The organism is Cognatishimia activa (genome assembly GCF_001458335.1).
GTDB classification, from domain to species: domain Bacteria; phylum Pseudomonadota; class Alphaproteobacteria; order Rhodobacterales; family Rhodobacteraceae; genus Cognatishimia; species Cognatishimia activa.
Genome location: NZ_CYTO01000020.1, coordinates 139,449 through 165,143, shown reverse-complemented (window position 1 = coordinate 165,143; position 25,695 = coordinate 139,449). Strand labels below are relative to the sequence as shown.

At 54.3% G+C, this 25,695-nt stretch carries 29 protein-coding genes; 18 read left to right on the top strand and 11 right to left on the bottom strand.

Annotated elements, in window-relative coordinates; translation table 11 throughout:
* The first annotated feature begins 62 nt into the window (after positions 1-62).
* From TA5113_RS10590 to TA5113_RS10570, 5 genes are all read left to right on the top strand, one after another.
* Entirely contained in the window at positions 63-1,775 is a 1,713-nt protein-coding gene (locus TA5113_RS10590; RefSeq protein WP_058315020.1) for an acyl-CoA dehydrogenase, read from the top strand.
* A complete protein-coding gene (locus TA5113_RS10585) occupies positions 1,772-2,812 on the top strand; it encodes an MBL fold metallo-hydrolase (RefSeq protein ID WP_058315021.1) in 1,041 nt (346 codons plus the stop codon). Before TA5113_RS10590 ends, TA5113_RS10585 begins: the two co-directional genes overlap by 4 nt.
* Before the next feature lie 3 nt (positions 2,813-2,815).
* Complete coding sequence (locus tag TA5113_RS10580; protein ID WP_058315022.1) at positions 2,816-3,265, top strand: DUF6173 family protein; 450 nt, start codon at positions 2,816-2,818, stop codon at positions 3,263-3,265.
* A gap of 122 nt (positions 3,266-3,387) precedes the next feature.
* Entirely contained in the window at positions 3,388-3,522 is a 135-nt protein-coding gene (locus TA5113_RS10575) for an aa3-type cytochrome c oxidase subunit IV (RefSeq protein ID WP_058315023.1), read from the top strand.
* A gap of 23 nt (positions 3,523-3,545) precedes the next feature.
* Positions 3,546-4,181, top strand: a complete 636-nt coding sequence (locus TA5113_RS10570; protein WP_245627155.1) for a hypothetical protein — start codon at positions 3,546-3,548, stop codon at positions 4,179-4,181.
* A 1-nt stretch (position 4,182) separates the two neighbouring features.
* On the opposite strand, the gene TA5113_RS10565 is transcribed toward TA5113_RS10570, so the two are convergent.
* Together TA5113_RS10565 and TA5113_RS10560 are read right to left on the bottom strand one after the other, a co-directional pair.
* The gene (locus TA5113_RS10565; RefSeq protein WP_306338405.1) at positions 4,183-4,506 is read right to left on the bottom strand and encodes an AzlD domain-containing protein; all 324 of its coding nucleotides are present in this window, start codon (positions 4,504-4,506) and stop codon (positions 4,183-4,185) included.
* Positions 4,499-5,218, bottom strand: coding sequence for an AzlC family ABC transporter permease (locus TA5113_RS10560; protein ID WP_058315025.1), 720 nt, complete (start codon positions 5,216-5,218; stop codon positions 4,499-4,501). The genes TA5113_RS10565 and TA5113_RS10560 overlap by 8 nt, the downstream gene beginning before the upstream one ends.
* 52 nt (positions 5,219-5,270) lie before the next feature.
* Here TA5113_RS10560 and TA5113_RS10555 point away from each other — a divergent pair, with 52 nt between their 5' ends.
* The 4 genes from TA5113_RS10555 to TA5113_RS10540 are packed head-to-tail and all read left to right on the top strand — an operon-like array spanning position 5,271 to position 8,537.
* Entirely contained in the window at positions 5,271-6,155 is an 885-nt protein-coding gene (locus tag TA5113_RS10555) for a formate dehydrogenase accessory sulfurtransferase FdhD (protein WP_058315026.1), read from the top strand.
* On the top strand, positions 6,155-6,769 hold the full coding sequence (gene mobA, locus TA5113_RS10550; RefSeq protein WP_058315027.1) for a molybdenum cofactor guanylyltransferase MobA: 615 nt from the start codon (positions 6,155-6,157) through the stop codon (positions 6,767-6,769). Before TA5113_RS10555 ends, mobA begins: the two co-directional genes overlap by 1 nt.
* Positions 6,769-7,272 carry a molybdopterin-guanine dinucleotide biosynthesis protein B gene (gene mobB / locus TA5113_RS10545; RefSeq protein WP_058315028.1) on the top strand — a complete coding sequence of 168 codons (504 nt, stop codon included), beginning with the start codon at positions 6,769-6,771 and terminating at the stop codon, positions 7,270-7,272. The genes mobA and mobB overlap by 1 nt, the downstream gene beginning before the upstream one ends.
* A complete protein-coding gene (locus TA5113_RS10540; RefSeq protein ID WP_058315029.1) occupies positions 7,269-8,537 on the top strand; it encodes a molybdenum cofactor synthesis domain-containing protein in 1,269 nt (422 codons plus the stop codon). Before mobB ends, TA5113_RS10540 begins: the two co-directional genes overlap by 4 nt.
* Positions 8,538-8,540: 3 nt before the next feature.
* Here TA5113_RS10540 and TA5113_RS10535 read toward each other — a convergent pair whose 3' ends face one another.
* Both TA5113_RS10535 and greA read right to left on the bottom strand, forming a co-directional pair.
* Complete coding sequence (locus TA5113_RS10535; RefSeq protein WP_058315030.1) at positions 8,541-9,551, bottom strand: hypothetical protein; 1,011 nt, start codon at positions 9,549-9,551, stop codon at positions 8,541-8,543.
* A gap of 82 nt (positions 9,552-9,633) precedes the next feature.
* Positions 9,634-10,104 (bottom strand): transcription elongation factor GreA, encoded by a 471-nt coding sequence (gene greA / locus TA5113_RS10530; protein WP_058315031.1) that lies wholly within the window; start codon positions 10,102-10,104, stop codon positions 9,634-9,636.
* A 349-nt stretch (positions 10,105-10,453) separates the two neighbouring features.
* On the opposite strand from greA, the gene TA5113_RS10525 reads away from it, so the two are divergent.
* Together TA5113_RS10525 and TA5113_RS10520 are read left to right on the top strand one after the other, a co-directional pair.
* Positions 10,454-12,106 carry an electron transfer flavoprotein-ubiquinone oxidoreductase gene (locus TA5113_RS10525; RefSeq protein ID WP_058315753.1) on the top strand — a complete coding sequence of 551 codons (1,653 nt, stop codon included), beginning with the start codon at positions 10,454-10,456 and terminating at the stop codon, positions 12,104-12,106.
* Between the two features lie 219 nt (positions 12,107-12,325).
* Positions 12,326-14,035 (top strand): tetratricopeptide repeat protein, encoded by a 1,710-nt coding sequence (locus TA5113_RS10520; RefSeq protein WP_306338399.1) that lies wholly within the window; start codon positions 12,326-12,328, stop codon positions 14,033-14,035.
* Between the two features lie 68 nt (positions 14,036-14,103).
* Here TA5113_RS10520 and TA5113_RS10515 read toward each other — a convergent pair whose 3' ends face one another.
* A complete protein-coding gene (locus TA5113_RS10515; RefSeq protein WP_058315032.1) occupies positions 14,104-15,105 on the bottom strand; it encodes a polyprenyl synthetase family protein in 1,002 nt (333 codons plus the stop codon).
* 55 nt (positions 15,106-15,160) lie between these two features.
* Between TA5113_RS10515 and TA5113_RS10510 the strand changes: the two genes are divergently transcribed.
* The 3 genes from TA5113_RS10510 (at position 15,161) to TA5113_RS16680 (ending at position 16,493) form a co-directional block, all read left to right on the top strand.
* The gene (locus TA5113_RS10510; protein WP_058315033.1) at positions 15,161-15,379 is read left to right on the top strand and encodes a putative signal transducing protein; all 219 of its coding nucleotides are present in this window, start codon (positions 15,161-15,163) and stop codon (positions 15,377-15,379) included.
* A complete protein-coding gene (locus TA5113_RS10505) occupies positions 15,376-16,131 on the top strand; it encodes a tRNA1(Val) (adenine(37)-N6)-methyltransferase (protein ID WP_058315034.1) in 756 nt (251 codons plus the stop codon). Before TA5113_RS10510 ends, TA5113_RS10505 begins: the two co-directional genes overlap by 4 nt.
* Before the next feature lie 197 nt (positions 16,132-16,328).
* Complete coding sequence (locus TA5113_RS16680; protein ID WP_082625874.1) at positions 16,329-16,493, top strand: YdcH family protein; 165 nt, start codon at positions 16,329-16,331, stop codon at positions 16,491-16,493.
* A 51-nt stretch (positions 16,494-16,544) separates the two neighbouring features.
* On the opposite strand, the gene yddG is transcribed toward TA5113_RS16680, so the two are convergent.
* Together yddG and gcvA are read right to left on the bottom strand one after the other, a co-directional pair.
* On the bottom strand, positions 16,545-17,417 hold the full coding sequence (gene yddG, locus TA5113_RS10500) for an aromatic amino acid exporter YddG (RefSeq protein WP_058315035.1): 873 nt from the start codon (positions 17,415-17,417) through the stop codon (positions 16,545-16,547).
* Positions 17,414-18,364 (bottom strand): transcriptional regulator GcvA, encoded by a 951-nt coding sequence (gene gcvA, locus TA5113_RS10495; protein WP_058315036.1) that lies wholly within the window; start codon positions 18,362-18,364, stop codon positions 17,414-17,416. Before gcvA ends, yddG begins: the two co-directional genes overlap by 4 nt.
* Positions 18,365-18,471: 107 nt before the next feature.
* Here gcvA and TA5113_RS16985 point away from each other — a divergent pair, with 107 nt between their 5' ends.
* The gene (locus tag TA5113_RS16985) at positions 18,472-18,624 is read left to right on the top strand and encodes a hypothetical protein (RefSeq protein ID WP_165589408.1); all 153 of its coding nucleotides are present in this window, start codon (positions 18,472-18,474) and stop codon (positions 18,622-18,624) included.
* 79 nt (positions 18,625-18,703) lie between these two features.
* Here the strand turns inward: TA5113_RS16985 and phbB are convergent, their stop codons facing one another.
* From phbB to TA5113_RS10475, 4 genes are all read right to left on the bottom strand, one after another.
* Entirely contained in the window at positions 18,704-19,426 is a 723-nt protein-coding gene (phbB, locus tag TA5113_RS10490) for an acetoacetyl-CoA reductase (RefSeq protein ID WP_058315037.1), read from the bottom strand.
* A gap of 189 nt (positions 19,427-19,615) precedes the next feature.
* A complete protein-coding gene (locus TA5113_RS10485) occupies positions 19,616-20,794 on the bottom strand; it encodes an acetyl-CoA C-acetyltransferase (protein WP_058315038.1) in 1,179 nt (392 codons plus the stop codon).
* 132 nt (positions 20,795-20,926) lie between these two features.
* Positions 20,927-21,760, bottom strand: a complete 834-nt coding sequence (locus TA5113_RS10480) for an EAL domain-containing protein (protein WP_058315039.1) — start codon at positions 21,758-21,760, stop codon at positions 20,927-20,929.
* A 59-nt stretch (positions 21,761-21,819) separates the two neighbouring features.
* Positions 21,820-22,383 (bottom strand): TlpA family protein disulfide reductase, encoded by a 564-nt coding sequence (locus TA5113_RS10475; RefSeq protein WP_058315755.1) that lies wholly within the window; start codon positions 22,381-22,383, stop codon positions 21,820-21,822.
* A 22-nt stretch (positions 22,384-22,405) separates the two neighbouring features.
* Here TA5113_RS10475 and argH point away from each other — a divergent pair, with 22 nt between their 5' ends.
* The 3 genes from argH (at position 22,406) to lysA (ending at position 25,681) form a co-directional block, all read left to right on the top strand.
* On the top strand, positions 22,406-23,791 hold the full coding sequence (gene argH / locus TA5113_RS10470) for an argininosuccinate lyase (RefSeq protein WP_058316708.1): 1,386 nt from the start codon (positions 22,406-22,408) through the stop codon (positions 23,789-23,791).
* Between the two features lie 175 nt (positions 23,792-23,966).
* A complete protein-coding gene (locus TA5113_RS10465; RefSeq protein ID WP_058316707.1) occupies positions 23,967-24,296 on the top strand; it encodes a DUF2834 domain-containing protein in 330 nt (109 codons plus the stop codon).
* A 119-nt stretch (positions 24,297-24,415) separates the two neighbouring features.
* Positions 24,416-25,681, top strand: a complete 1,266-nt coding sequence (gene lysA, locus TA5113_RS10460) for a diaminopimelate decarboxylase (RefSeq protein ID WP_058315042.1) — start codon at positions 24,416-24,418, stop codon at positions 25,679-25,681.
* The last annotated feature ends 14 nt before the right edge of the window (positions 25,682-25,695 follow it).

Genomic DNA, 25,695 nt, shown 5'->3' with positions numbered 1-25,695 from the left:
ATGCTGTGTCTGGCTGCATACTAGCCTCGCCAAACAAAGCCAACCAGTTAAGGGTCTTTCCCATGCCGTACCGCGCACCTACCGGTGATTACGAATTCATTTTTAGCCAGCTGATCAACTTGGATCAGGTCAGTCAGACTGAAAAATTCGCTGACGTTGATAGCGACACCGTGTCTGCGATCCTGACCGAGGCGGGCAAGATGAGCGAAGAGGTGTTGTACCCGACCCTGCGCAATGGCGATTTGACCCCGGCCGTCTTGGAAAACGGAAAGGTGCGGTCCTCTCCGGGATTTGCCGAGGCCTTTTCAGCCATTGGCGATGGTGGCTGGATTTCCACCTCTGCGGATCCGGAATTTGGCGGGATGGGTTTGCCCTTTACGGTGACAATGGCAGTCAACGAGATGATGGCATCGGCGAACTTGGCCTTACAGCTCAACCCGCTGCTGACCCAAGGCCATATCGAAGCGTTGGAGGCGCATGCCACCGAAGAGCTCAAACAGACCTACTTGCCAAAACTCAATTCCGGCGCATGGAACGGCACCATGAACCTGACCGAGCCGCAGGCTGGCTCTGATGTCGGCGCACTGTCAACGAAAGCGGAACGCAACGATGACGGCACATACGCGATCACTGGTCAGAAGATATTTATCACTTGGGGCGACTCTGATTTTGCCGAAAACGTGGTGCATTTGGTTCTGGCGCGTTTGCCAGACGGCGGCAAAGGCACCAAAGGCATCAGCCTGTTTGTGGTTCCCCGCAACATTCCAGATGAAAACGGCGAGCCGGGTGTCGCGAATAGCCTGAAGGTCGTAAGCCTTGAGCACAAGATGGGGATCCACGGCTCCCCAACCGCAGTCATGCAATATGACGGTGCTACCGGTTGGCTCGTCGGCGAAGAACATGACGGCATGAAGTGCATGTTCACCATGATGAATAACGCGCGCCTGAATGTGGGCGGGCAGGGTGTTGGCGTGGCCGAAGCGGCCTATCAACATGCGTTGGCCTATGCGCTGGATCGCAAACAAGGTCCAACGCCGCTGGGCAACGGCACCATTGTGGATCACGCTGATGTGCGTCGTATGTTGGCGACCATGAAGGCCGAGACCTTCGCCTCCCGCGCGATTGCGCTGGAAAGCGCATTGGCCATCGATATGGGCAACGCGACTGGCGAGAAGGCGTGGAAAGCTCGCGCCGCGTTTTTGACGCCGATTGCCAAAGCCTTCGGCACAGATACGGGTATCAAGGTGGCCGATCTGGGCATTCAGGTCCATGGTGGCATGGGCTTTATCGAAGAAACAGGCGCCGCCCAATATGCCCGCGATGTGCGCATCACATCGATCTATGAAGGCACCAATGGCATCCAGTCCATGGACCTTGTGGCACGTAAATTGATGGATGGTGGCGAAGCGGCCTATGCCTTGATCGAAGAAATCGAGAACTTCGCTGAGAGTGCGCGTGCCACCCGCCCGAATATGGCGGAGATGGTCTGGCAGGCCTCTGAAACGCTGCGCGAAGCGACCGAGTGGATGGTGAAGCAGGGCGACCTGAATGAACGCTTCGCTGGTTGTGTGCCATTCCTGAATGGCTTTGCCCGCATTTTGGGCGCGCATTTCCACCTAAAAGCTGCATGTGCGGAAGATGGCGAAGGCCCTCGCACCAAGCTTGCAAGGTTCTACATCAAACGGCTATTGCCAGAGCATGCGGGCCTTCTGGCTCATGCAACACAAGGGGCAAAAGAGCTTTATGATCTTGGAATTGACGATCTGTCCGCATGAATGAACTAAGCGGCATTCGCTATCCTTGGGAAACTCCTCCGGAGCAAGGTCAAGCGATCAAGGTGGCGCAAGGCGTGTTTTGGATACGCCTACCGCTTCCGATGGCGCTGGATCATGTGAATGTTTACGCCTTGGACGATGGGGACAGCTGGACCATTGTCGACACCGGGCTATTCACCCGGAAATCGGTGAAAATCTGGGAAGACCTACTGGTGAGCGCATTGGCTGCGAAACCCGTGGGTCGGGTGATAGTGACCCATCATCACCCCGACCATGTGGGCATGGCGGGGTGGTTCCAATCTGAAAAAGATGCGGAACTCTGGACAACACGCACGGCGTGGTTGTTCTCTCGGATGTTGCTGCTTGACGAACAGGCAGTCCCCACCGCCGAGTCACTGGCTTTTTATCGCTCTGCCGGGATGGATCCGGAAATCTATGAAGAGCGCAAAGCCACACGGCCATTCAATTACGCCGATGGTGTCCATCCCATGCCGCTTGGATTTAAGCGTATTAAACAGGGGGATGTGATTCGCGCAGGTGGGCGCGATTGGGACGTTCATATCGGCAATGGGCACTCGCCAGAGCACCTGACCCTCTGGTCCCGCGATGACAATCTTGTGATTGCTGGGGACCAAATCCTGCCGTCAATCAGCTCTAACATCGGTGTCTACGCAACCGAACCAGATGCCGATCCGGTCGCAGATTGGCTGGAAGCATGTGAACGGTTGGCGGAGTTCGCGCGTCCGGACCATCTTGTTTTGGGCGGTCATAAGCTGCCTTTCACCGGTTTGCCGACCCGTATGCGCCAACTCATCGATAACCACCATGGCGCACTCGAGCGTCTGATTGCCCATCTTGATGAACCCAAAACGGCAGGCGAGTGTTTTCCGCCGCTGTTCAAACGCAAGATTGGCAAAGGCGAATATGGTCTGGCCCTTGTAGAAGCGATTGCTCATCTCAACCATCTGTATCATCTTGGCGAAATCACCCGGCGGCGCCGGGACGATGGTGCCTGGCTTTGGCAGATAAAGGATTGAGAAATGGACGACGACATCAAAACCTCTGCTGAGGCCGTAGAAGCTGATGCTTTGCCACGTCGCTATGAAGTGGACGCCGCAAAAGGTGGGAAAAAAGATCTGCCGACAGCGGTGGCAAAAAAGCCTGCAAAGCAGAAAAGCCCAGCTGAATGGGCCTATGAACGGTTGATCCTTTATATCCAGAACTTTGAGCAGCAGCTTGATAATGAACACGAGATTGCCATGGGTTTTACCGGTGGCGACGCAGGTGTTCTACGCATCGAGGGTATGGGCTTTTTTGACCCAGACATGGTGACCTTCCACGGCACAGATACAGACGGGGCAAAGACGCAGTTGGTGCAACACGTCAGCCAGCTGAACGTGATGCTTCGCGCGCTGCCGAAACAGGTCGAAGCCGAAGAGCCAACGCGCATCGGATTCCGTCTGGCTCGGGACCTAGAAGAAAACGGTTAAGGCTTGGGAGAACCTGATTTTGCGCCCGGCTTTTTGTCGCGGGGCTTGTGGGTGACAGGTTCATACAATTGCAGTATTCATCTCCTAAGCAAGGATTTATCCCAGTTAAGAGGAACAACGATATGGCTGAACACGAACACGGCACCATGAACACAGACGTTCAAGAACAGTCTTTTGCAGGGTTCATTCGCGTGTCGACCTATGTGGCAGGTGTTTCAATCGCAGCGATTGTTCTTGCATTGGCATTCTTCGGCTAAAGAAGGCCGCGAAAGGAGCTGCCATGATGAAGCTATTGGTCAGGGCGGCTGTTTTTGCTGCGGCGACGGCCACGCTTACAGCTTGTACTGTTCCTAACCGCGGTGGCGCGAGCTTGGAAGAGGTTTCGCGGGCGGCCTATGTCCACGATGGGCCGCCAAGCATCACGCTTTATACCATGCTGTCCAACCGCAGTGGTGCTGGTGCACATACCTCTATATTGGTGAACGGATCACAGCGCGTGGCCTTTGATCCCGCGGGCAGCTTCCGTCACGAAAAAATCGTGTCACGAAATGACACGGTTTATGGCATGACCCCTTATTTGGTCGACCAATACACCCGCTTTCACGCACGTGAAACGTTTCATGTTGTGACCCAGACCATCGAAGTCTCTCCCGAGGTGGCTGAGCAAGCTTTGCAATTGGTCATGAGCCACCCAGCGGTGGGTCAATCGCACTGCGCCATGTCGACATCACAACTGTTGTCTAAGCTGCCGGGATTTGAGGACGTTCGACCGTCTTACTATCCGAAGCGTCTTATGGAGACGTTCAAAGCTAAAGGCGCAACCTTTGAGCGGCTTTACGAATACGATGATGCGGATAAGACGGGTGTCTTACGTGCCTTCGTACCTGAATATGAAAAGCGCAGAAACGGCGCTTAATTTAATTTAACAAGTACAATCCGCCATAAAGCGTGATCGCCCCTGCGATCACTGCCAGAAGCACGCTCTTGCGCCAATACCCCACTGCGAAAGTGACACAGGCCGCAGCCATACGCGCTGGCTCTGGTTCGCCGCCGGTGCCAGCGGGCCAGAGAACAAGTGGTATCACTAGCCCCGGCAAAATCGCCACCGCTGTATAGCGTAAGTGTCGCATCACCCAGTCGGGGAGGGTGCGGTCACCGATCAATCCTATGAACAGAAAACGCAAGCCAAAGCTGCCGAATGCCAATGATAAAATGACGGTCCAGACCGTGAACTTATCCATCAGCTTGCACCTTCTTTGAAAGCCAAAGCTCCACTTGGGCGCCGGTAAGCATTGCCAATATCGCGGCTATCAAAAGCCCCATATTGAAAGGGATGCCGCCGAAGGCCAGTGCGCCAACGACTGAAACAAATGCTGCCGCCATATGGGCGGGTGTTCGCAACATGGGGCCGATCATAGCCAAGAAGGTGATGGGCAACGCAAAGTCTAAAGCCCAACTTTCAGGAACGGCCTTCCCGCCAAGAGCACCAATCAGGGTGAAGCAGTACCAAGTGGGCATAGCAACCGAAATGACCCCAAAGAAATAAGCCATCTTTGACGCGCGCGACATCTCGGGTTCTTGGTCATAGAGGATCAAAGACAAGGCCGCACTCTGGTCAACCGTCGCATAGGCGGCGAGGGCCTTTTGCCAAAGCGGAGCGCCGGCAAAATGCGGGGCTAGGCTTGCAGAATACATAGCCATGCGTAGGTTCACAGCCAAAGCGGATGCAATCACGATGGCCGTCGGTGCATTTTCCGACATCAGTTGGAGTGCCGCAAATTGCGCGGTCCCGGCGATCACAGCGATCGAGAAAACCAAGGTTTCAAAAACGTTCAACCCTGCTTCTGTGGCGACCACGCCAAACAGGCCCGCAAACGGGGCTAGCACAAGGAAAAAAGGCGATCCGTCGCGAAATCCCCTTAAGAATGCGATTTTTGGTGTGGTGCTTGCCATGGGGAGGCCCTAGGTTTGAATATGCATTAGCCGTAACCGCCTGAAAAGTGAGATGCAATTGGCAAAGTTGACTGACATCAACTATGTGATCGCGCCGGACCCAGAGAAGGTCGGATTGACGCGCGCAGTTGCGGGCGTGGATCATCTTGGTCAGGCAGTAGAGCTTGGCGTTGTAGAAGAGCGTCCGCTAACGATTTTCTTGAACCGTCGAGAAATCGTCACTGCCATGACCATAGGGGATTACCCCGAATTCTTAGCCTTAGGTTTTCTGCGCAATCAAGGCATGCTGCAGGATGGGGAAACTGTCACAGCTGTTGATTTCGATGAAGAGTTGGAAACTGTCGTCGTCCGGACGCAAACGGAAACGGACTACGAAGATAAGCTTTCTCGGAAAACCCGCACAAGCGGGTGTGCAGTGGGTACTGTTTTTGGAGACATGATGGAGGGGCTTGCAGAGGTGAACCTGCCCAAGACCTCTGTTCGCACATCCGATCTTTACGCACTGTCTGCAAAGATCAATCGGACCCCATCACTCTATTTGGAAGCGGGCGCAATCCACGGGACCGTTCTGTGCCAAGGTGAAGCACCGCTGGTCTATATGGAGGATGTCGGTCGCCACAACGCCGTGGACAAAGTGGCAGGGTGGATGTTCCAAACCGGGACGTCTGGCGCAGATAAACTGCTCTACACAACCGGTCGCCTGACATCAGAGATGGTGATCAAATGCGCGCTCATGGGCATCCCTGCTTTGGCCAGCCGCTCTGGCTTCACCGCTTGGGGCGTGGAGATCGCAAATCAAGTGGGTTTGACACTTATCGGTCGTTTGAAGGGGCAGCGGTTTGTGTGCCTGTCGGGCGCTGAACGTTTGATCCGCGACGCCGATCCCACTGCGGTGGCTGCCGAACCCCCCAAATCTCGCCGTAAAGGAGGGGTGTGATGGACCGGCCTTTGGGCGTGATCTTGGCCGGTGGTCAGGCGCGGCGAATGGGCGGCGGTGACAAGGGTTTGCTGCGCTTAGATGAGCGCAGCATTTTGGATCATGTCATTGAACGGCTTTCCCCGCAGGTCGACGCGATTGGATTGAATGCAAATGGTGATCGCACGCGTTTTGCCGATACAGGCCTGCCTGTTTTTCAAGACAGTATTGATGGTTTTCCGGGGCCTTTGGCAGGTGTCTTGGCGGGTATGGATTGGGCTCATGATCAAGGGGCCAGCATGATTGTGACAATTGCTGCCGACACACCGTTTTTTCCGGGCGATCTGGTGGCACGCCTCATGTCTCAATACTCAGAAGCCAATCCCATTGTTTTGGCGGCGACACGCGATGAGGCCGGTAAACTTTGGCGGCATCCGACCTTTGGGTTGTGGACCGTGTCTTTGCGAGATGACCTCCGGAAAGCACTTGGTGACGGTTTGCGAAAAGTGGTTCTGTGGACCGATCAGCACGGTGCAACCGAAGCTGAGTTTGAAACCACACCAATTGATCCGTTTTTCAACGTGAACACGCCAGACGACCTTGTTGAGGCCCGTCGCCTATTGGAGACCGCATAATGAAGGTCTTTGGTGTCACCGGTTGGAAAAACAACGGCAAGACCACATTGGTTGCGAAACTCGTGGCTGAGATCACGTCTCGTGGCTTCACCGTCTCAACAGTCAAGCGCACTCACCATAGTGTTGATCTGGACACTCCAGGTACGGACACATTCAAGCACCGACAAAGCGGGGCGAACGAGGTGATGCTGGCGTCGGACGCGCGCTATGCGATCCTGAAAGAACTGTCGGAACCGCCAAGCCTTGCGCACATGATATCACGACTAAGTCCCGTTGATCTCGTGCTGGTCGAAGGTTTCAAATCGGAATCGCATGACAAGATCGAATGCCACCGAAAGGGTGGGGAACGTCCTTTGATTTGCGAGAGCAACACTTCAGTTGTGGCAGTAGCGACAGACGCGCCGATTGATGCACCAGTCCCGTTGCTGGCAATCGACGATATCGTCGATATTGCGGATTTCGTGCTTGCCAAAGTCGGTCTTGAAAAAGGGATGGAAAAATGAGTTCATCAGATCTCACGCCTCCCCCATTAAAGAACGATTGTTTCGCGCTGCCCGCTGGCGCGCATTGGGCGCCGGTCGATGAAGTCTATGACTTGCTCAGGACGCGTTTGGACGTCGTTGTCGGGCGCGAAACGGTTCCAATTGGCAAGGCAATGAACCGTGTATTGGCGACTGACGTGTTGGCAAATAGAGCAAACCCACCTGCGGCGAATAGTGCTGTGGACGGTTATGCGGTCTTTGGTGCGACTTTTGCAGACGGCGAGCACATTGTGCCCTTAATTGAAGGCCGATCAGCCGCAGGTGATCCATTTCAAGGAAAGTTCACACAAAGCGAAGCCCTGCGCATTCTGACCGGCGCGAACATGCCTGCCGGAGCAGATACGGTGATCTTGCAAGAGGACGTCACACTTGGGGACGGCGAAATTGCCTTCCGCGGTCCCCTAAAACCCGGTTCAAATGCTCGGAAAGCTGGAGAGGACTTCAATACCGGTGATGTATTGCTCCGTGCAGGCCGGCGCGTGAGCGTTGCTGACATGGCTTTGCTCGCAGCTGCGGGCGTATCTGAAGTTGAGTTGCGCAAGCCGTTGCGGGTTGCGGTTCTGTCCACCGGAGATGAGTTGGCTGAAGCAGGCTCTGACGCTGCTGCTGAGCAAATTTTTGATGCCAATCGACCAATGCTTTTGGCGCTGGTTCAGCGTTTGGGCCATGAGGCGATAGACATCGGACGCATTCCTGATGACCGTGAAACCCTGAGATCCGCGCTTGATCGTGCGGCCTCAGAAGCGGATCTGATCCTGACCAGCGGCGGAGCCTCAGCCGGTGACGAAGACCACATGTCAGCGCTTCTGGAAGAAACCGGAGCGATGGCCCTTTGGCGCGTGGCGATCAAACCGGGCCGCCCCTTGGCGCTTGGTATGTGGCAAGAAACGCCGGTATTTGGCCTGCCTGGAAACCCAGTTGCAGCGATGGTCTGCGCCTTGATCTTTGCCACCCCAAGTATGGGCGTTTTGGCCGGGCAGGGGTGGCGCGTTCCAGAAGGCGTTTGGGTGCCTGCGGCGTTTGATAAGCGCAAGAAAGCTGGGCGACGCGAATATCTACGGGCGCGTCTGAGGAATGGCAAAGCTGAGGTATTCGCCTCTGAGGGCTCAGGGCGCATCTCTGGTTTGAGCTGGGCGGAAGGTCTAGTCGAGCTTCCCGACGATGCCATCGACGTCACCGAGGGCACATTGGTGCGTTACTACAGCTACGGCGAGTTCGGGATTTAGAGCTTAGTCGAAGATTCCGGCGACACGGCCCAAAAGCATGAAAGCGCGCGCCGTGCGCGTCTCAGACAAAGCGGTGATTTCCTGATCGCTCGCGGATTTCTCAAATTCCACAAAGGTCTTATCAAACCGACGAAGGAAGTGATGCGCCGCATCCCTAAAGATTGGGTCTTGCTTCATGCGACCGGCAGAGAGGGCCAAAGAGGAACGATCACGTACACCACCAAGTGCTGCGATTTCGCGGCCACGGATTCCTTCCGCAAACTGCCGCCAGATTTCAGGGCGCGCGAGGTCTGGGCGTAGGTCATCCATATAGATGCCATCTTGGCTCAGCAGGGTTAGAACGTCTTGCGCCGCTTGCACCAATTGACTTGCTTGGCGATCCTTCAGCGCTTTGCGCAAAGCGTTGAAGCCCTCTTGGTCTTCTGCATTTTCCGGGAAATGCATTGCGCGGATCAGATCCGCGTTGCTGATAGGTGGGTCCAATTCTTCTGCAGATGTGCCAAGCGCGAGAAGACCCTGATCTTCCTCATCCCGAGCAGGCTCGGCCTGTTCAACAACGCGAGCCGCTTGTGTCTCGCGCGTGGTTGAAAACATGGCGATGGCGGTTTCGGTCTTGCGCTGAGCCGCGGCGATCTCGTCCAGTTTTTTGGCGATGGTGGGTTCCATCCCGCTTTGACCAGAGGCTTGCGCCTGAGACATGTAGCTTTGACGCAAGCCTTCAACGGCAGCATTTATCCGTTGACCTTCTTCGCGCATGACGCGGCTGGACCGCGCTGTCATGGCAGCTACCCAAATCAGGGCGACCGGCATGAAAATTGCCACCATGGTCATGATGAATTGAAGACTGTCAGCGCCTTCAGTTGACGGTTCCAAGATCAAGAAGAACACAACTGTCGCCAGCAGCCAAATCAAGCTTAGAACGACAGCGATAACTTCGATGCCGGTCACCTCGCGTTTTTGAGGCCGGTCGTAAAGGCCAGCGGGTGCTGACGTGCTGTCGTTGTTATTTACCATTTAAACATCTTACCAAATCTAGCGGTTAGAACCATAACCAAGCTCTGGTGCAACCTACAAACCCAAAGCTGACGAGCCAGAGTTAAACGTATGAAACCTCGACGATTTCGTAGCTTTTTGTACCACCGGGCGTGCGCACGTCTACACTGTCGCCTTCTTCTTTACCGATCAAGGCACGGGCGATTGGCGATTTAATGTTCAGCAGGCCTTTTTCGACGTTTGCTTCATATTCACCCACGATTTGCCAAGTTTTCTCTTCGTCTGTGTCTTCGTCGGCAACAGTCACAGTCGCTCCGAACTTAACGGATCCCGAAAGGTTTGCCGGATCGATCACATCAGCAAGCGATAGGATACCTTCCAGCTCTTTGATCCGTCCTTCAATGAAGCCCTGCTTTTCGCGTGCGGAATGGTATTCAGCATTTTCTTTCAAATCACCCAATTCACGCGCTTCCGCGATCGCCTGAATGATGGCTGGGCGTTCTTCCGATTTCAAAACCTTCAATTCTGCCTCAAGCGCGGTGAAACCCACGCGAGTCATTGGGATTTTGTCCATTTATGCGTTCCCTAAAATCTTGTTTTCTTTCAGAGCGGGTATGCTCGAGCGTTAACGGATGAATTACCTGACCTAAACCGGAATGTGAATGCAAGGGAAAGCTGAAAGCCCGGGGAAATTTCGACAGAACTCCGCTGAATTCTTAACTGCGACCATATGAATGCTGGGCGGCAGTGTCGAAATCGCGTGGTTTTCCCAATCTCATAGGTTAGTTTGGCCTTATGACGTGGCGTTTACTCGAGATTTTGCGTCGCGTTCGCATTGACCTTTTTGATTTGAAAAGGCTAGCAAAAACCGAATGAATTACCCGGTAGCCATCCGGACAGCCACCCCAAGGAAGGAAGCCACGATGGCCGATATTGAACGCGAAACAATGGAATACGACGTCGTGATCGTAGGCGCAGGCCCAGCCGGCCTGTCTGCAGCGATCCGTCTCAAGCAACTCGACCCTGATCTGGACGTTGTCGTCTTGGAAAAAGGCTCTGAAGTTGGCGCCCATATTCTGTCGGGCGCTGTCCTTGATCCATGTGCATTGAATGAGTTGATGCCAGACTGGAAAGAAAAGGGTGCACCGCTCAATACACCAGTGACCGAGGATAACTTCTATGCCCTGGGTCCAGCGGGCCAAATGCGCATCCCAAACTTTCCGATGCCGCCATTGATGAACAACCATGGCAATTACATCGTATCCATGGGCAATGTCTGTCGCTGGATGGCAGAACAAGCCGAAGAGCTGGGCGTCGAAATCTTCCCGGGTATGGCATGTTCTGAATTGGTTTACGGCGACAAAGGCGAAGTCAAAGGCGTGGTGGCTGGTGTCTTCGGCTTAGAGGCGGATGGGTCTTATGGTCCAAACACTGAGCCGGGAATGGAATTACACGGCAAATACGTCTTCATCTCGGAAGGTGTGCGCGGGTCTCTCGCGAAAGAGATCATCGAAAAATACGGGCTTCAGGACGGCAAACAGCCGCAGAAGTTCGGTGTTGGTATGAAAGAGATCTGGGAGATCGATCCGGCCAAACACAAAGAAGGTACAGTCACGCACACAATGGGCTGGCCTCTTGGGTCCAATGCTGGCGGTGGGTCGTTCATCTATCACTTGGAAAACAACCAAGTTTATGTCGGCTTCGTGGTGCACCTGAACTACAAAAACCCGCATCTGTTCCCTTACATGGAGTTCCAACGCTTCAAGCACCACCCAATGGTGGCGGACCTCTTGGAAGGCGGAAAACGCGTGGCTTATGGCGCACGTGCGATCTCTGAAGGTGGCTACCAGTCCATGCCGAAAATGACCGCACCAGGTGCGGCATTGCTGGGCTGTTCAGTTGGCATGGTCAACGTGCCGCGCATCAAGGGTAACCACAATGCGATGTATTCCGGCATGGCAGCGGCGGAAGCGGCCCATGCAGCAATCAAAGCGGATCGCTCTGGCGATGAGCTGCATGACTATGAAGAAAACGTGCGCAAAGGCCCAATTGGTCAGGATCTGAAGAAAGTGCGCAATGTAAAGCCGCTTTGGTCGAAGTTCGGCATGGTGGCCTCCCTAGTACTGGGCGGTTTTGATATGTGGGTTCAGACCCTGACACGTGGTGTTTCCCTGTTTGGCACTCTGGGTCACGGTAAGACCGACGCGGCTGCAACAGAGCCTGCGTCCGCACATAAACCAATCGATTATCCAAAGCCCGATGGCAAACTGTCCTTTGACCGTTTGACCAATGTCAGCTTTGCAATGACCAACCATGAAGAAAGCCAGCCGTGTCACTTGCGTCTTGCTGACCCAATGCGACCGATCTCTGATAACCTCCCAATGTTTGATGAGCCTGCGCAGCGTTACTGCCCTGCCGGAGTTTATGAGATTGTCGAGAAAGACGGTAAGCCAGAGTTCGTCGTGAACTTCCAAAACTGTGTTCACTGTAAGACCTGTGACATTAAAGATCCGGCTCAGAACATCACTTGGGTCACACCCCAAGGCGGCGATGGGCCGAACTATCCGAATATGTAAATTCACAATTTCGACAGAATGCCCGCTTCGAGCGGGCATTTTTTTAATCAGATGCGTCTTGGGATTGGCGTTTTGCCAAGTTTTAAAGCGGTCTGAGCATCGCTGCTGACGGATGACATGGCATAATTCAGCTTATGATCTGCTTGTGTGCGCTGGCCATTGCCACGCTTGGAACTGCCGTTTAGTCTTTCTCGGGTCGAGCAAGATAAGGACCATCCTGTGAAAAAGATTACTCTGCGCGCGCTTGTCGCCACGTTGATGTTGAGCACTGCCACATTCCCAGCACAAGCAGAGACGAATTCTGGATCTTATCTCGCTGCCCGTTCTGCAACGATGCAAAGTGATTATGCAGCGGCATCGCTCTATTTTACACGCTTGCTCGTGCAATCTCCGCAAAACGCATTCTTGTTGGAAAATTTGGTGCTCGCCAATCTTGCGCTTGGTGAAATGGATAAGGCGATCCCGCCGGCGCGCGTGCTTGATCAACAATCGGTCAACAGCCAGATCGGCAATATGGTTGTGATCGCAGATCTCATTGACCAGCAGAACTTCGCAGAACTGATCAATCGGTTTGATGCTGATAATGGTATTGGCCCGCTTGTGGACGGACTTTTGCTGGCTTGGTCCCATCTTGGGAATGGCCAGATGTCCGAGGCGCTGGCTGATTTCGACAAAGTGGCGCAAGAACGGGGCCTCGAAGGGTTCGCGCTTTATCATAAAGCGCTGGCGTTGGCGTCTGTGGGCGACTTTGAAAGTGCCGAAGATATCTTTGGTGGTGAGACCGCCAGCACGGTGCAACTTTCCCGCCGCGCGGTGATGGCGCATATCGAAATTCTTAGCCAACTCGAACGCAATGAAGACGCGATCGTTGTGATGGATGCGTTATTTGGGCAAGGGCTGGACCCAGAACTTCTGCAGATGCGAGAGGTGCTTGAGGCAGGCGAAATGCTACCTTTCTCTCAAGTAACGCAACCAAGAGATGGCATGGCAGAGGTGCTCTATAGCGTTGCCAACGCGTTGAAAGACGAAGCCTCTCCCGACTACACGCTCCTTTATAGCCGTACCGCGCAATTCCTACGCCCATCTCATATTGATGCGCTGCTGTTGTCTGCGGAACTTTTGGAAGAAGTCGAGCAATACGACCTGGCGACGGAAGTATATAAATCCGTCCCAGCCGGTCACCACAGTTTCCACGCCGCTGAAATGGGGCGCGCCGAAGCGTTGCGCGCTGGTGGCAAAGCGGAAGCGGCGATTGAAGTTCTGGAACAGCTTTCGCGAACCCATGGTGATCTGGCCATCGTGCACACCTCCCTTGGTGATGCCTTGCGCCAGCAAGAACGCTTTGGAGAAGCCGCTGAAGCCTATGACCGTGCGCTTGGGCTATTTGATGCCCCTGACGAAAGCCAATGGTTCTCTTACTACGCGCGCGGCATATGCCACGAACGGCTTGGTGAATGGGAAGATGCTGAGTCAGATTTTCGTCAAGCCCTGGAACTCAACCCCGGCCAGCCGCAGGTTCTCAATTACCTTGGTTACTCTTTGGTCGAAAAACGTATCAAGCTCGATGAAGCGCTGGGTATGATTCAGCAGGCGGTCGATGCACGGCCTGACAGCGGCTACATCGTCGACAGCTTGGGGTGGGTGCTTTACCGTTTGGGGCGCTATGAAGAAGCGGTATCACATATGGAGCGCGCGACGGAACTCATGCCTGTCGATCCCGTTGTAAATGACCACCTTGGCGATGTTTATTGGTCTGTGGGTCGCAAGACAGAGGCACAATTCCAATGGATGCGCGCCCTAAGCTTTATCGACGAGAACGCGCCGCCAGAAGCGGATCCTGACCGCATTCGTGCAAAACTAGATCGCGGCCTAGATGCTGTGCTTGCAGAAGAAGGCGCAGCTCCGATCCAAGTGGCAGAAGAAAAATAACTTCCGCTTTCTTTTTGGCAAAATATCCTGGGGGAGCTTGAACCTCGTTCAAGCGGGGGCAAAGCCCCCTAGCTGACGCGCGCCACGACGTAGTCGGCGAGATCGGTCAACAAACCCTTGATCTCGTGATCTGGCAGCGGTTCAAGAGCAGATTTCGCCTTTGCTGCCCAAGCCAGAGCATCTTTGCGTGTCGCTTCCAACGCACCGTGTTTGTTCAAAAGCTCAAGCGCATGTTCTAGATCGCCGTCATCCTGCTTGCCCTTTTCGATGGTGCGTTCCCAGAATGCCCGCTCATCAGTGTCAGAATTGGCGACTGCTTTGATCACCGGCAAGGTGAGTTTACGTTCGCGGAAATCGTCGCCGACGTTTTTACCCGTCGCTTTAACGTCGCCCTGATAGTCTAGCAGGTCATCCACAATCTGGAACGAAATTCCTAGTGCGTCACCATAATCAAAGAGCGCCTTCACATGTGCTTCATCGGCACCAGCAATCACGCCACCGACCTCGGTTGCCGCTGAAAACAGAGCTGCCGTCTTGCCGCGCACCACTTGCAGATAAATGCTCTCATCGGTTTTGAGATCCTGCGCGGCTGTCAACTGCAGCACCTCACCCTCAGCAATAGTTGCTGATGCGTTCGCGAGAATATCCAAAACACGAAGCGACCCGGTTTCCACCATCAACTGGAAAGAGCGGGAAAACAGATAGTCGCCCACCAAAACAGAGCTTTTGTTGTCCCACAAAAGGTTCGCTGTCGGACGCCCGCGGCGCTGTCCGCTTTCGTCTACCACGTCATCATGCAGCAATGTTGCGGTGTGAATGAACTCTACCGTTGCTGCCAGATGCACATGGTAGGGGCCTTCATAGCCACAGAGTTGCGCAGCGGCCAAAGTCAACATCGGGCGCAAGCGTTTGCCGCCAGCCCCCACAAGATGTGCTGTGACCTCTGGGATGCGAGGCGCGTGTTCGCTCGCCATACGTTCGGTGATCAACGTATTCACCGCTTCCATATCCGACGCCAAAAGCGCGCTCAGCGCCTCATGTGGTTTTGTCGCTGCGTGGTCCAGACCCATCACACTCCCGTCACAAGGCTCGACATTTGCCGGGCCTTGCCCTTACATCCCAACTATGAAGGAACTTTTGCGTACCACCGACCCGACGATCATCGCCTTTGCCATGGCACTCCTTCGAGGGGAGGGTATAGACTGCTTTGAAATGGACGTAAATATGAGCGTGCTCGAAGGCGGCATTGGGATCTTTCCCCGCCGAATTTTGGTCCATGAAGACCGGCTCATACAAGCAGAGCGCGTGATGGCGGATAACGAAATCCCATTGGGGCGACCGTGACCGAGCAAACCACTGAAAATGCCTATCTTGGCGGGCGTGTGCGCATCAAGCAGCCCTCAAAAGGCTATCGCGCAGGGGTTGATCCTGTCTTGTTGGCCGCCGCCATTGAGGCAAGTTCCGGGCAAACCGCGTTGGAGCTTGGGACTGGTGTCGGCACTGCGGCACTTTGTCTGGCAGCACGTGTGCCGGGAATTCAACTGCATGGTGTTGAAATCCAACCAGCCTATGCGTCACTGGCACGAGAAAATGCTACCTTAAATGACGCTGACTTTTCGGTGTTTGAAGCAGACTTGACCAACCTGCCACAAGATCTGAAACAGCGCCGTTTTGATCATGTCTTTGCAAATCCGCCCTACTTTGACCGAAACACCGGCAACGCAGCCACCGACGCAGGTCGTGAGCAAGCGATGGGTGAAGATACTCCACTTAAGACTTGGTTGGAGGTCGCAGTAAAGCGCGTGCAGCCAAAGGGCTACGTAACCTTTATCCACCGTGCCGAGCGATTAGGTGATCTCTTGAGGAATATGCCGACAGCGATGGGATCTCTGCAGGTGCAGCCCTTCGTTCCACGTCCTGGACGGGATGCAAATCTTGTCTTGGTTCGCGCCCGTCATTCCGGTCGCGCGCCGTTGCGTCTGCACGCTCCAATCCAGTTACATTCTGGGCAAACGCATGAAAAAGACGCAGAAGACTACACAGATCGCATCAAATCTGTGCTCAGAGACGGAAATTCCTTAGGGTTCCCGGCATGAATTCGCCCACCGCATTTCTCTGATTAAGCAATTTGAATCGCTGGTAAATCCCCGTTCAGGCTGCGGGTTTGCGCGATTTTTAACGCCTTTTGCTTGGTTTTTGAGGCGAAAATGATGCGCCTGCAGCGTGACAGAAACACGAATTTGTGATGGACTGATGAGGTTAACCGAAACCTATTTAGAGAGGAGTATGCCATATGAGCGTGAGCTCGCACTTGGAACAGTTGAAACGGAAACACGAGAGCCTCTCAAAACTCGTCGAAGAAGAACAGCGCGCCCCAGGGTCCAGTGACCTCGAGATCGCTGAAATGAAAAAGCAGAAGCTGAAGATCAAAGAAGAGATCAGTCGCCTGTCTGCTTAGTGACACCCTCAAAAATTGAAACAAAAGCCCCGTTTCTTTTGAAGCGGGGTTTTATTGTGTTTGATTTGAAACGCTTGCGCGGGCGGCGATGATAGCCCCTAAGGTGATCAACAGTGCCGCGATACCCAGCGACCAGCTGGCGTTTGCGACGCCAGCGAGCACCAGAACCAGTGTCGATAAAAGCGGCGCGGCATAGGAGCTTGTGCCAAGCAGTTGTATATCGCCCTTTTTGACGCCGATGTCCCAGACATAAAAAGCCAGTCCCACGGGGCCCAACCCGAGGGCGAGAACCGAGCCCCAACCCAACGCGCTGTTCGGCCATGTGGTGGTTTCAAGTGCAAGGTGAAGGGCGAGGGACAGGATTGAGGTCGCAACGCAAAAAACGGCAACCGCCGCCGTTGGGACATCGCCAAGCCGGCGGGAAATGACAGAGTAACCGGACCAGAACAGCGCGCAACAGAACGCCAAAGCGTAGCCCGCTGCGGCTTCCGCTTTGAATCCGCTTCCGCCACCTTGAACGATAATTGCCGCTCCGGCGAACGCCACGATGGCGCCGATCACGTGGGCCGTTTTCAAGCGTTCTCCGGGCAAAAGACCCGAGAACAAAACAATCAAGAGCGGCCACAGATATGCGATCAGACCAGCCTCTGCGGCTGGGGCCAGTCGCAGAGCACTAAAGTAGAGCGCGTGATAGCCAAAGAGACCGATGGTGCCGAAGCCAAAGACCCATAACGGCACCTGTTTCAGCTGCCTTAGGCCTCCGGTCCGCGCGGTCCAAACCAAACCCAGCGTTCCACCGATTGCAAAACACACCGCGTTCAACAAAAGTGCGGGCATCGGAGCGGTGCCGACGGTAAAGAGCGCAAGAAAAGACCAAAGCAGAACAGCAAGGAACCCAATCAGGGTTGCGCGGTTTTTCGTCATTTAGATTGCAGCTCCGTCACTGGGATGATTTCAAACCCATCAGAGAAATGCGCTGTTTTTTCGATCTCTGCAACGAACCAATCGCGCAGGGCTGCCACATCGGGTCTTGTTTCCGCTCCCTTCCGACAAAGAAAGCGGAATCGGGCATCTGACTCGATTGCGATTTTGAATGGGGCAACGAGTCGGCCTTCTAAGACATCCTTCAAGATGATGGGGCGGCGACCTAAGGCTGCGCCAACACCGGCAATAGCCGCATCGATCGCGTGGTCGGCGTTTGAGAAATGCGCGCCACGTTTGTTTGCGGGCATTTCAATCCCGGCCGCCCTGAACCAAACGGGCCAATCACATCGCGGATTTAGAAAGTCGATCGAGTCATCAAAAACCAAAGGAGCGTCCAGTAGTTTTTCCGGGCTGTTAAACTGTTCTGCCATTTCTGGCGTCATCACTGGCGTAAGCCACTCTTTCTGCACCGGGAGGCAATATAGGTCTGGATAGTCCCGCTGACCAAAACGAATGGCGACATCTACGTCGTCGCGTTCCAAATCCAGGTTCTTCAAGGATGCTGAGAAGCGCAATTCCGTGTCTGGATGCTGGCGTGCGAAATCAAAAATTCTCGGGGCGAGCCATTTTGCCGTCAGGGCGGGTCCAGCGGTAATCGTGAGTGTATTTGTGCTGACCGACCTTTGCGCACTGCGCCACGCATTTGCCAAAGCATCAAATCCTTCAGATGTCCCGGGCGCCAATGCGCGCCCTGCTTCCGTCAGCTCAACGGCTCGATTTAGGCGCACAAAGAGCGGGTGCCCAAGGTGTTCTTCTAACGATTTGATCTGAAAAGACAGGGCGGCAGGCGTGACATGAAGCTCTTCTGCAGCCATGGCAAAGGACCGATGCCGCGCAGCGGCTTCAAAGGCGCGTAGAGCGGTGAGCGGTGGGAGACGGTCAGCCATATCAGTTAAGTAAAACTAAACTGAAGACATGAAAAGTCTCGTTTGTAAACTTTATTTGCGGGCTGCATATTCACAACAGTTCAGAAATTCAAATGCAGGAGCGCAAAATGATCGAAGTATCTACAACCCGCGAGATCGCCCGCGCATACGACCGGGCTCACGCAGAACGAGCGCAAGCTTTTAAAAAGCTGTTCCGTCTTCCTCGCGTTAACTTTCATGTGCCGCTGGGCTGGTTTGCCCTTACGGCGCCGTCCCGCTGATTTGGCAACATTTCTTACGGGACCAAATGAGAAGGGCCGGTCAATTGACCGGCCCTTTGCATTTTGATCAGGTCTGCGCTTAGACGAAGAACTGCGCACCGTTCGCAGAAATGGTCGAACCGTTGATGAAGCCCGCATCGTCGGACGCAAGGAAGGTCACGCAGCGTGCGATTTCTTCTGGCTCACCCAAACGACCTGCTGGGATTTGGCCGATGATGGATTCGCGTACCTTTTCTGGAACTGCCATCACCATTTCTGTTGCAATGTAGCCTGGGCAGATTGCGTTTGCAGTGATGCCTGCGCGCGCGCCTTCTTGGGCCAAGGACTTTACGATGCCAAGGTCGCCTGCTTTGGTTGCTGCATAGTTCACCTGTGCGAACTGACCTTTTTGACCATTGATCGAAGAGATAACGATGATGCGGCCAAACTTACGCTCACGCATGCCAGGCCAGATCGGGTGGATGGTGTTGAACACGCCAGTCAGGTTCGTGTCGATCACTTCTTTCCACTGTTCAGGGGACATTTTGTGGAAAGGTGCGTCGCGTGTAATGCCTGCGTTTGCCACAACCACATCGATTGGGCCTAGGTCCGCTTCGACCTGAGCAAGGCCGGCTTTGGACGCGTCATAATCCGCAACGTTCCATTTATAGGTCTTGATACCGGTTGCTTCGGTGAAAGCAGCGGCTTTTTCATCGTTGCCTGCGTAGGTCGCTGCGACCTCGTAGCCTTCGGCTTTAAGGGCTTTGGAAATGGCTTCACCGATGCCGCGTGAACCGCCGGTGACGAGTGCTACTTTTGCCATGAATCTACTCCAAGTTGGTCAAGTCTTCAGGTAATTCTATTACTAATTTTATGCCGAACTTGCAATATTATTACTGCATGAGAATCGGCAAATTAGCTCAAGATTTCGATTTAAAAAGAGGTACTTATAAACAAAAAGGGCGACCCAAGCTGGGACGCCCTTCACAAAAGGTGTTTTGGCGTCAGAAAGTTATGGGCGCTCTACGCAGAGCGCGACACCCATGCCACCGCCGATGCAGAGAGTCGCGAGACCTTTCTTCGCGTCGCGGCGCTGCATTTCAAACAACAGAGTGTTCAGAACACGGCAGCCAGACGCGCCGATTGGGTGACCAATCGCAATCGCGCCGCCATTGACGTTCACGATTTCTGGATCCCAACCCATGTCCTTGTTCACCGCACAAGCTTGCGCAGCAAAAGCCTCATTGGCTTCGACCAGGTCCAGGTCTGAAACGGACCAGCCTGCTTTATCCAGAGCTTTGCGGGACGCGTAGATTGGGCCAACGCCCATGACAGATGGGTCCAAGCCAGCAGTTGCATAAGATGCAATGCGCGCCATTGGATTAATGCCGCGCTTTTCGGCGTCATCTGCAGACATCAGCAGAACGCCCGCCGCGCCATCGTTTAGGCCAGATGCGTTCGCCGCAGTTACGGTGCCGCCATCGCGTACGAAGGCTGGGCGCAACTTCTGCATGTTTTCAATAGTTGCGCCGTGGCGGATGTATTCGTCTTTGTCGACGATGATCTCACCCTTACGGGTTTTGATGGTGAAAGGGATCACCTCGTCATCAAACTTACCGGCTTTCTGAGCGGCCTCGGCTTTGTTCTGAGACGCCAGCGCGAATTCGTCCTGCATTTCGCGAGAGATTTGCCATTGGTTTGCAACATTCTCAGCGGTTTGACCCATGTGATAGCCGTTGAAGGCATCCCAAAGACCATCGCGGATCATGGAGTCGATGTATTTCATGTCGCCCATCTTCTGGCCGGCACGTAGGTGCGCCACGTGTGGCGACAGGGTCATGTTTTCCTGACCACCTGCTGCGACGATAGATGCGTCGCCCAACTGGATGTGCTGCGCTGCCAAAGCAACGGCGCGAAGACCGGAGCCACAAACTTGGTTAATGCCCCATGCGGCGCTTTCTTGCGGAAGGCCTGCGTTGATATGTGCCTGGCGCGCAGGGTTCTGGCCCTGACCGGCGGTCAGAACTTGACCCAAGATGGTCTCAGACACTTCGGATTTATCAACACCGGCGCGTTCAACCACTGCTTCCAGCACTGCGGCGCCCATGTCATGAGCAGGTGTGTTTGCGAAAGATCCGCCAAAGCTGCCAACAGCGGTACGGGCTGCGGAGGCAATTACTACGTTCGTCATATTATTCGGTCCTCTAAAGATGCGAGAGATGCGCTCACTGTGACGCATTTCGCTGTCCTTGCGTGGTCTCAATAGCTGAATTGCTGCACTGCCGCAACAGTAAGCGACTTCCGATCGAAAGAAAATTTCAGATTAGGCCGCTGATTTGGAATTTTTGTTCTCATCCCGCGGCGGATTCACCGTCGGAGCGCCAAAGCAATAGCCCTGCAGACAGCGGACACCTAATCCGTGAAGTGTACTTGCATCATCCATACTCTCTATACGTGTCGCAACTGTGAACATCCCAAATTGTTGCGCTAGGTAAGAAATTGCGTAGGTCAGTGCCTGGTTTTTGGGATCCGTTTGGATGCTTTTAGCGAATGATGCGTCCAGTTTTATGTAATTGAAAGAAAAGTCTTTTAAGTGCCGGTACGAGGTCAGATCCGCGCCGTAGTCATCTAAGGCAAATGCGACAGAATGCTGCTGGTACTCATCCATAAAGTCCATGACCAATTCTGGGACCTGCATGACGGACGTTTCTGAGATCTCAAGAATCAGTCGTCGCCCCAGCGTGGGGTCGCGCTTCAGGTTAGAATTCAGGATGTGCTTCCAATTCCGATAACCGATCGAACGTGCCGACATGTTGATTGAGAGAACGATGTCAGGATTGTCGCGAAGGGTTTTTAAGCCCATCGAAAGCGACAAGCAGTCCAGTTTTCGACCCGCTTCGCTCACTTCAACCTGTGCAAAGAAGTCTCTGGCGGGAATCACCCGGCCGGTTTCATCTAGCACCCTGATGAGTGCTTCAAAATGAGCGGCCATTGTCGGATTTTCGGCGAACACCACCGGCTGATATGCGAGCAGCACCTCTTTATGCTGAATGGCCTCGTTGACCATATCAAGCGTCTGCTGGTCGCGCCCGTCCAGCGCCCAATCCAAAGGGCTGCTTTTTGCTGCCCTTCGTAATTTCCGATCTTCCTTGCCCATCTAGGTGCCCTCCAGCGACTCTGATTAGAGGGTGAATGGGTGAAGAAGGGGTTAAATGATCAATTTGAAGTGTGGCCAATCAGGGTGGTCAAAATGGCCTTAGCATTGTCGCTGGACCAATCGGCATCACCGCGCAGTCGAGCGATCTCGTTACCCTCTGGATCAAGGATCATTGTGGTTGGTAGGCCAAACACTTTCATCTCACGCGCAACCGTTTGTTTTGGGTCACGGTGCTGCGGCAGGTTGTCCACGCCAATTTCTTTGAGAAACTTCGCCATTGCGGGCGGCATATTTCGTCCGGTGGCCAATGTAACAACCTCAAAATCATCACCGCCGAGCTCTTCTTGTAATTCAGAGAGCATGGGCATTTCATGGCGGCACGGCGCGCACCAAGTGGCCCAGAAGTTCAAAAGAACATATTTGCCTTCGTAGTCAGCCAGCGTTCCTTCGCCACCATCTTCATGCAGGAAAGCCGCTTTTGCGGTTGGTAAAGCCTCTGGATGAAAGACCAGCTTTTTCATATCACCTTCACGCAAGGCTACCGCAGTTTGAATATCAGCGGACGCAACATTTGCGCTTAGGGCTAAGGCCATATAAAGCACGCTAAACCGTAACAGACGCATCGTTCCTCCAGAAGGGCAAGACATGACAGACAATTCCTCAAACCAGATGTGGGGCGGCCGCTTCGCCGCCGGGCCGGACGCGATCATGGAGGCAATCAATGCCTCGATCGGTTACGATCAGCGGATGGCGGCACAGGACATTGCTGGCTCGCGGGCCCACGCAGCCATGTTGGCCAAGGCAGGCATCATTACGGATAAGGATGCTGAAGCGATTAGGGAAGGCCTGCTCACGGTCTTGTCAGAGATCGAGAACGGAAATTTCAATTTTTCTGCAGCGTTGGAAGACATTCACATGAATGTCGAAGCGCGCCTGAAAGAGATTATTGGCGAACCAGCCGGTCGTTTGCACACGGGTCGTTCCCGGAACGATCAGGTGGCGACAGACTTCAAACTCTGGGTTCGCGATCAGATGGACGCGGCGATTGCTGGCATCGAAGCGCTGATGAAGGCGCTCTTGTCGCAAGCAGAAGCGGGCGCGGAATGGGTGATGCCGGGCTTTACACATTTGCAGACTGCGCAACCGGTCACATGGGGCCACCATATGATGGCCTATGTGGAAATGCTGGCGCGGGATCGCAGCCGGTTCATGGATGCGCGCAAGCGTATGAACGAATCCCCACTGGGCGCCGCCGCTCTGGCTGGCACGTCCTTCCCGATTGACCGTGAGATGACCGCAGACGCGCTTGGCTTTGATCGCCCTGCGGCGAACTCTTTGGACGCCGTGTCTGACCGCGACTTCGCACTAGAGTTTCTATCTGCATCCACCATCTGTGCTGTGCATTTGAGCCGCCTGTCCGAAGAACTGGTGATCTGGTCCTCTGCGCAATTCCGCTTTGTGACCCTGTCTGATCGTTTCTCTACCGGCAGCTCGATCATGCCGCAGAAGAAAAATCCAGACGCAGCAGAGCTGATCCGCGCGAAGATTGGTCGGATCTTTGGGGCCAACACCGCGCTGACGATTGTCATGAAGGGCCTGCCATTGGCCTATTCCAAAGACATGCAGGAAGACAAAGAACAGACCTTTGATGCGGCAGACAACCTGATGCTGGCGCTTGCTGCAATGGAGGGCATGGTCAAAGACATGTCTGCCAATACCGAAAGCCTTGAAGCGGCTGCCGGAAGCGGTTTCTCAACCGCAACCGACCTCGCTGACTGGTTGGTGCGTGCCCTGAATATGCCGTTCCGCGATGCGCATCACGTGACCGGCACTTTGGTCGCCATGGCGGAATCTCGCGGCTGTGATTTGCCCGATTTGACCTTGGAAGATATGCAATCAGTACACGAGCACATCACCGAGGACGTCTTTGGCGTGCTTGGCGTGCACAATTCCGTGGCCTCGCGCACGTCTTACGGTGGCACCGCCCCAAGTCAGGTCCGCGCGCAGGTCGCCCGTTGGAAGGATCTGTAGGGATGAAAATCGTTGCTGGGTTGATGGCTGTAGTGTTTCTGGCGTCTTGCGGGGCGGATGGAGCACCGATCAAACCGAGCGCTTCCGTTGGCATTGGTGTCGGAACGAATGGGGTTTCGACTTCTGCGAGTGTGGGAGCCTCTAAAGGTAATGTGAGCGTGAGCGTCGGGCTCTAATGGAAAAGAGAACTGGCCTGCATTGGATCTTTTTAGCCCTCGCGATCTGGGGTGCGATCCACCCTATGTATTACTTCGTGTCTTGGTTTCAGGAGAACGGAGTTGACCTCGCAGCGATGGGCCGTGCCTGGAATGTGAATAATGCCGCCAGCGGTTTGGTTTGGGACCTCACGATTTCAGCGATTGCATTAACCATTTGGGTGATCGCGGACGCCATTCGCCATCGCGCCTGGCGGTGGCTGATCGCTATACCTGCCACTTGGTGCATTGGCGTGAGTTGCGGGCTACCGCTTTTCCTTTTCTTTCGTCTTGGGCGCGGCAGCCTTTGAATTTGAGTATTTGGGCAAAGAAGAAGCCCGGATATTAGCTCTGATGATTGCAAGCGGTGGCAGTTCTGCCTAAGAGGGGCCGACTGACCTGAGCTAGACTTGCGGATGAGGGTGCGCGAATGGATCATTTTCTTTATCGGGACGGTGTCTTGCACGCCGAAGACATTCCGGTTGCAGAGATTGCAGCGGAGGTGGGTACACCCTTTTATTGCTATTCAACTGCAACCCTAGAGCGGCATTTCCGCCTTTTTGATGAGGCATTGGCCGGGACCGAGCATTTGGTTTGTTACGCCATGAAGGCGGCAAGCAACCAAGCGATCCTGAAAACCCTTGCGGCGCTGGGCGCTGGCATGGATGTTGTTTCTGGCGGCGAATACGCGCGCGCCAAAGCGGCAGGTGTACCGGGTGATCGGATTGTGTTCTCCGGTGTTGGTAAGACGCATGATGAAATTCACGCAGCCCTGAGTGGCGGCATCCGTCAGTTCAACGTTGAGTCCGAGCCAGAAATGGCAGTGATCAACGCTGTTGCTTTGGAATTGGGTGTAAAAGCCCCGATCACGGTGCGCGTAAACCCAGATGTGGACGCAAAAACCCACGCCAAGATTGCCACCGGAAAATCCGAAAACAAGTTCGGCATCCCCATCAGCCGCGCGCGCGAAGTCTATGCGCACGCCGCCAGCTTGCCGGGCTTGGAAGTGATCGGGATCGATGTGCATATCGGTAGCCAACTGACTGAACTTGCGCCTTTCAAATTGGCTTATGAAAAAGTTGCCGCACTCACAGAAGAGCTGCGCGCCGATGGACATGACATTCGCCGTCTCGATCTAGGCGGCGGCTTGGGTATTCCTTACGAGCGCAACAATGAAGCGCCACCTTTGCCAGTGGAATATGGCGCAATGGTCAAAGAGACCCTTGGTCATCTGAATGTCGAGATTGAGATCGAGCCGGGTCGCTTGATCGCGGGCAATGCGGGAATTTTGGTCTCTAAAGTCATCTATGTCAAAGAAGGCGAAGACCGGAAATTCATGATCATCGATGGGGCGATGAACGACCTCATCCGCCCGTCTATGTATGAAGCCTTCCACGAAATCGTTCCTTTAAAGGAAGCAGAACCCGGCGTCGACTTCACCAAATACGATATTGTTGGCCCGGTCTGTGAGACCGGTGACACCTTTGCCAAAGAACGCAATATGCCACCGGTTCAATCCGGTGATTTGGTGGCGTTCCGGTCTGCCGGCGCCTATGGCGCGGTCATGGCCAGCGAGTACAACACGCGGCCTTTGATCCCAGAGGTCTTGGTGAAGGGCGATCAATTTGCGGTTATCCGCCGACGTCCGACCTTTGAAGAAATGATAAATCGCGATACCATTCCTGAGTGGCTGTAGGGCAATTCCGCCCA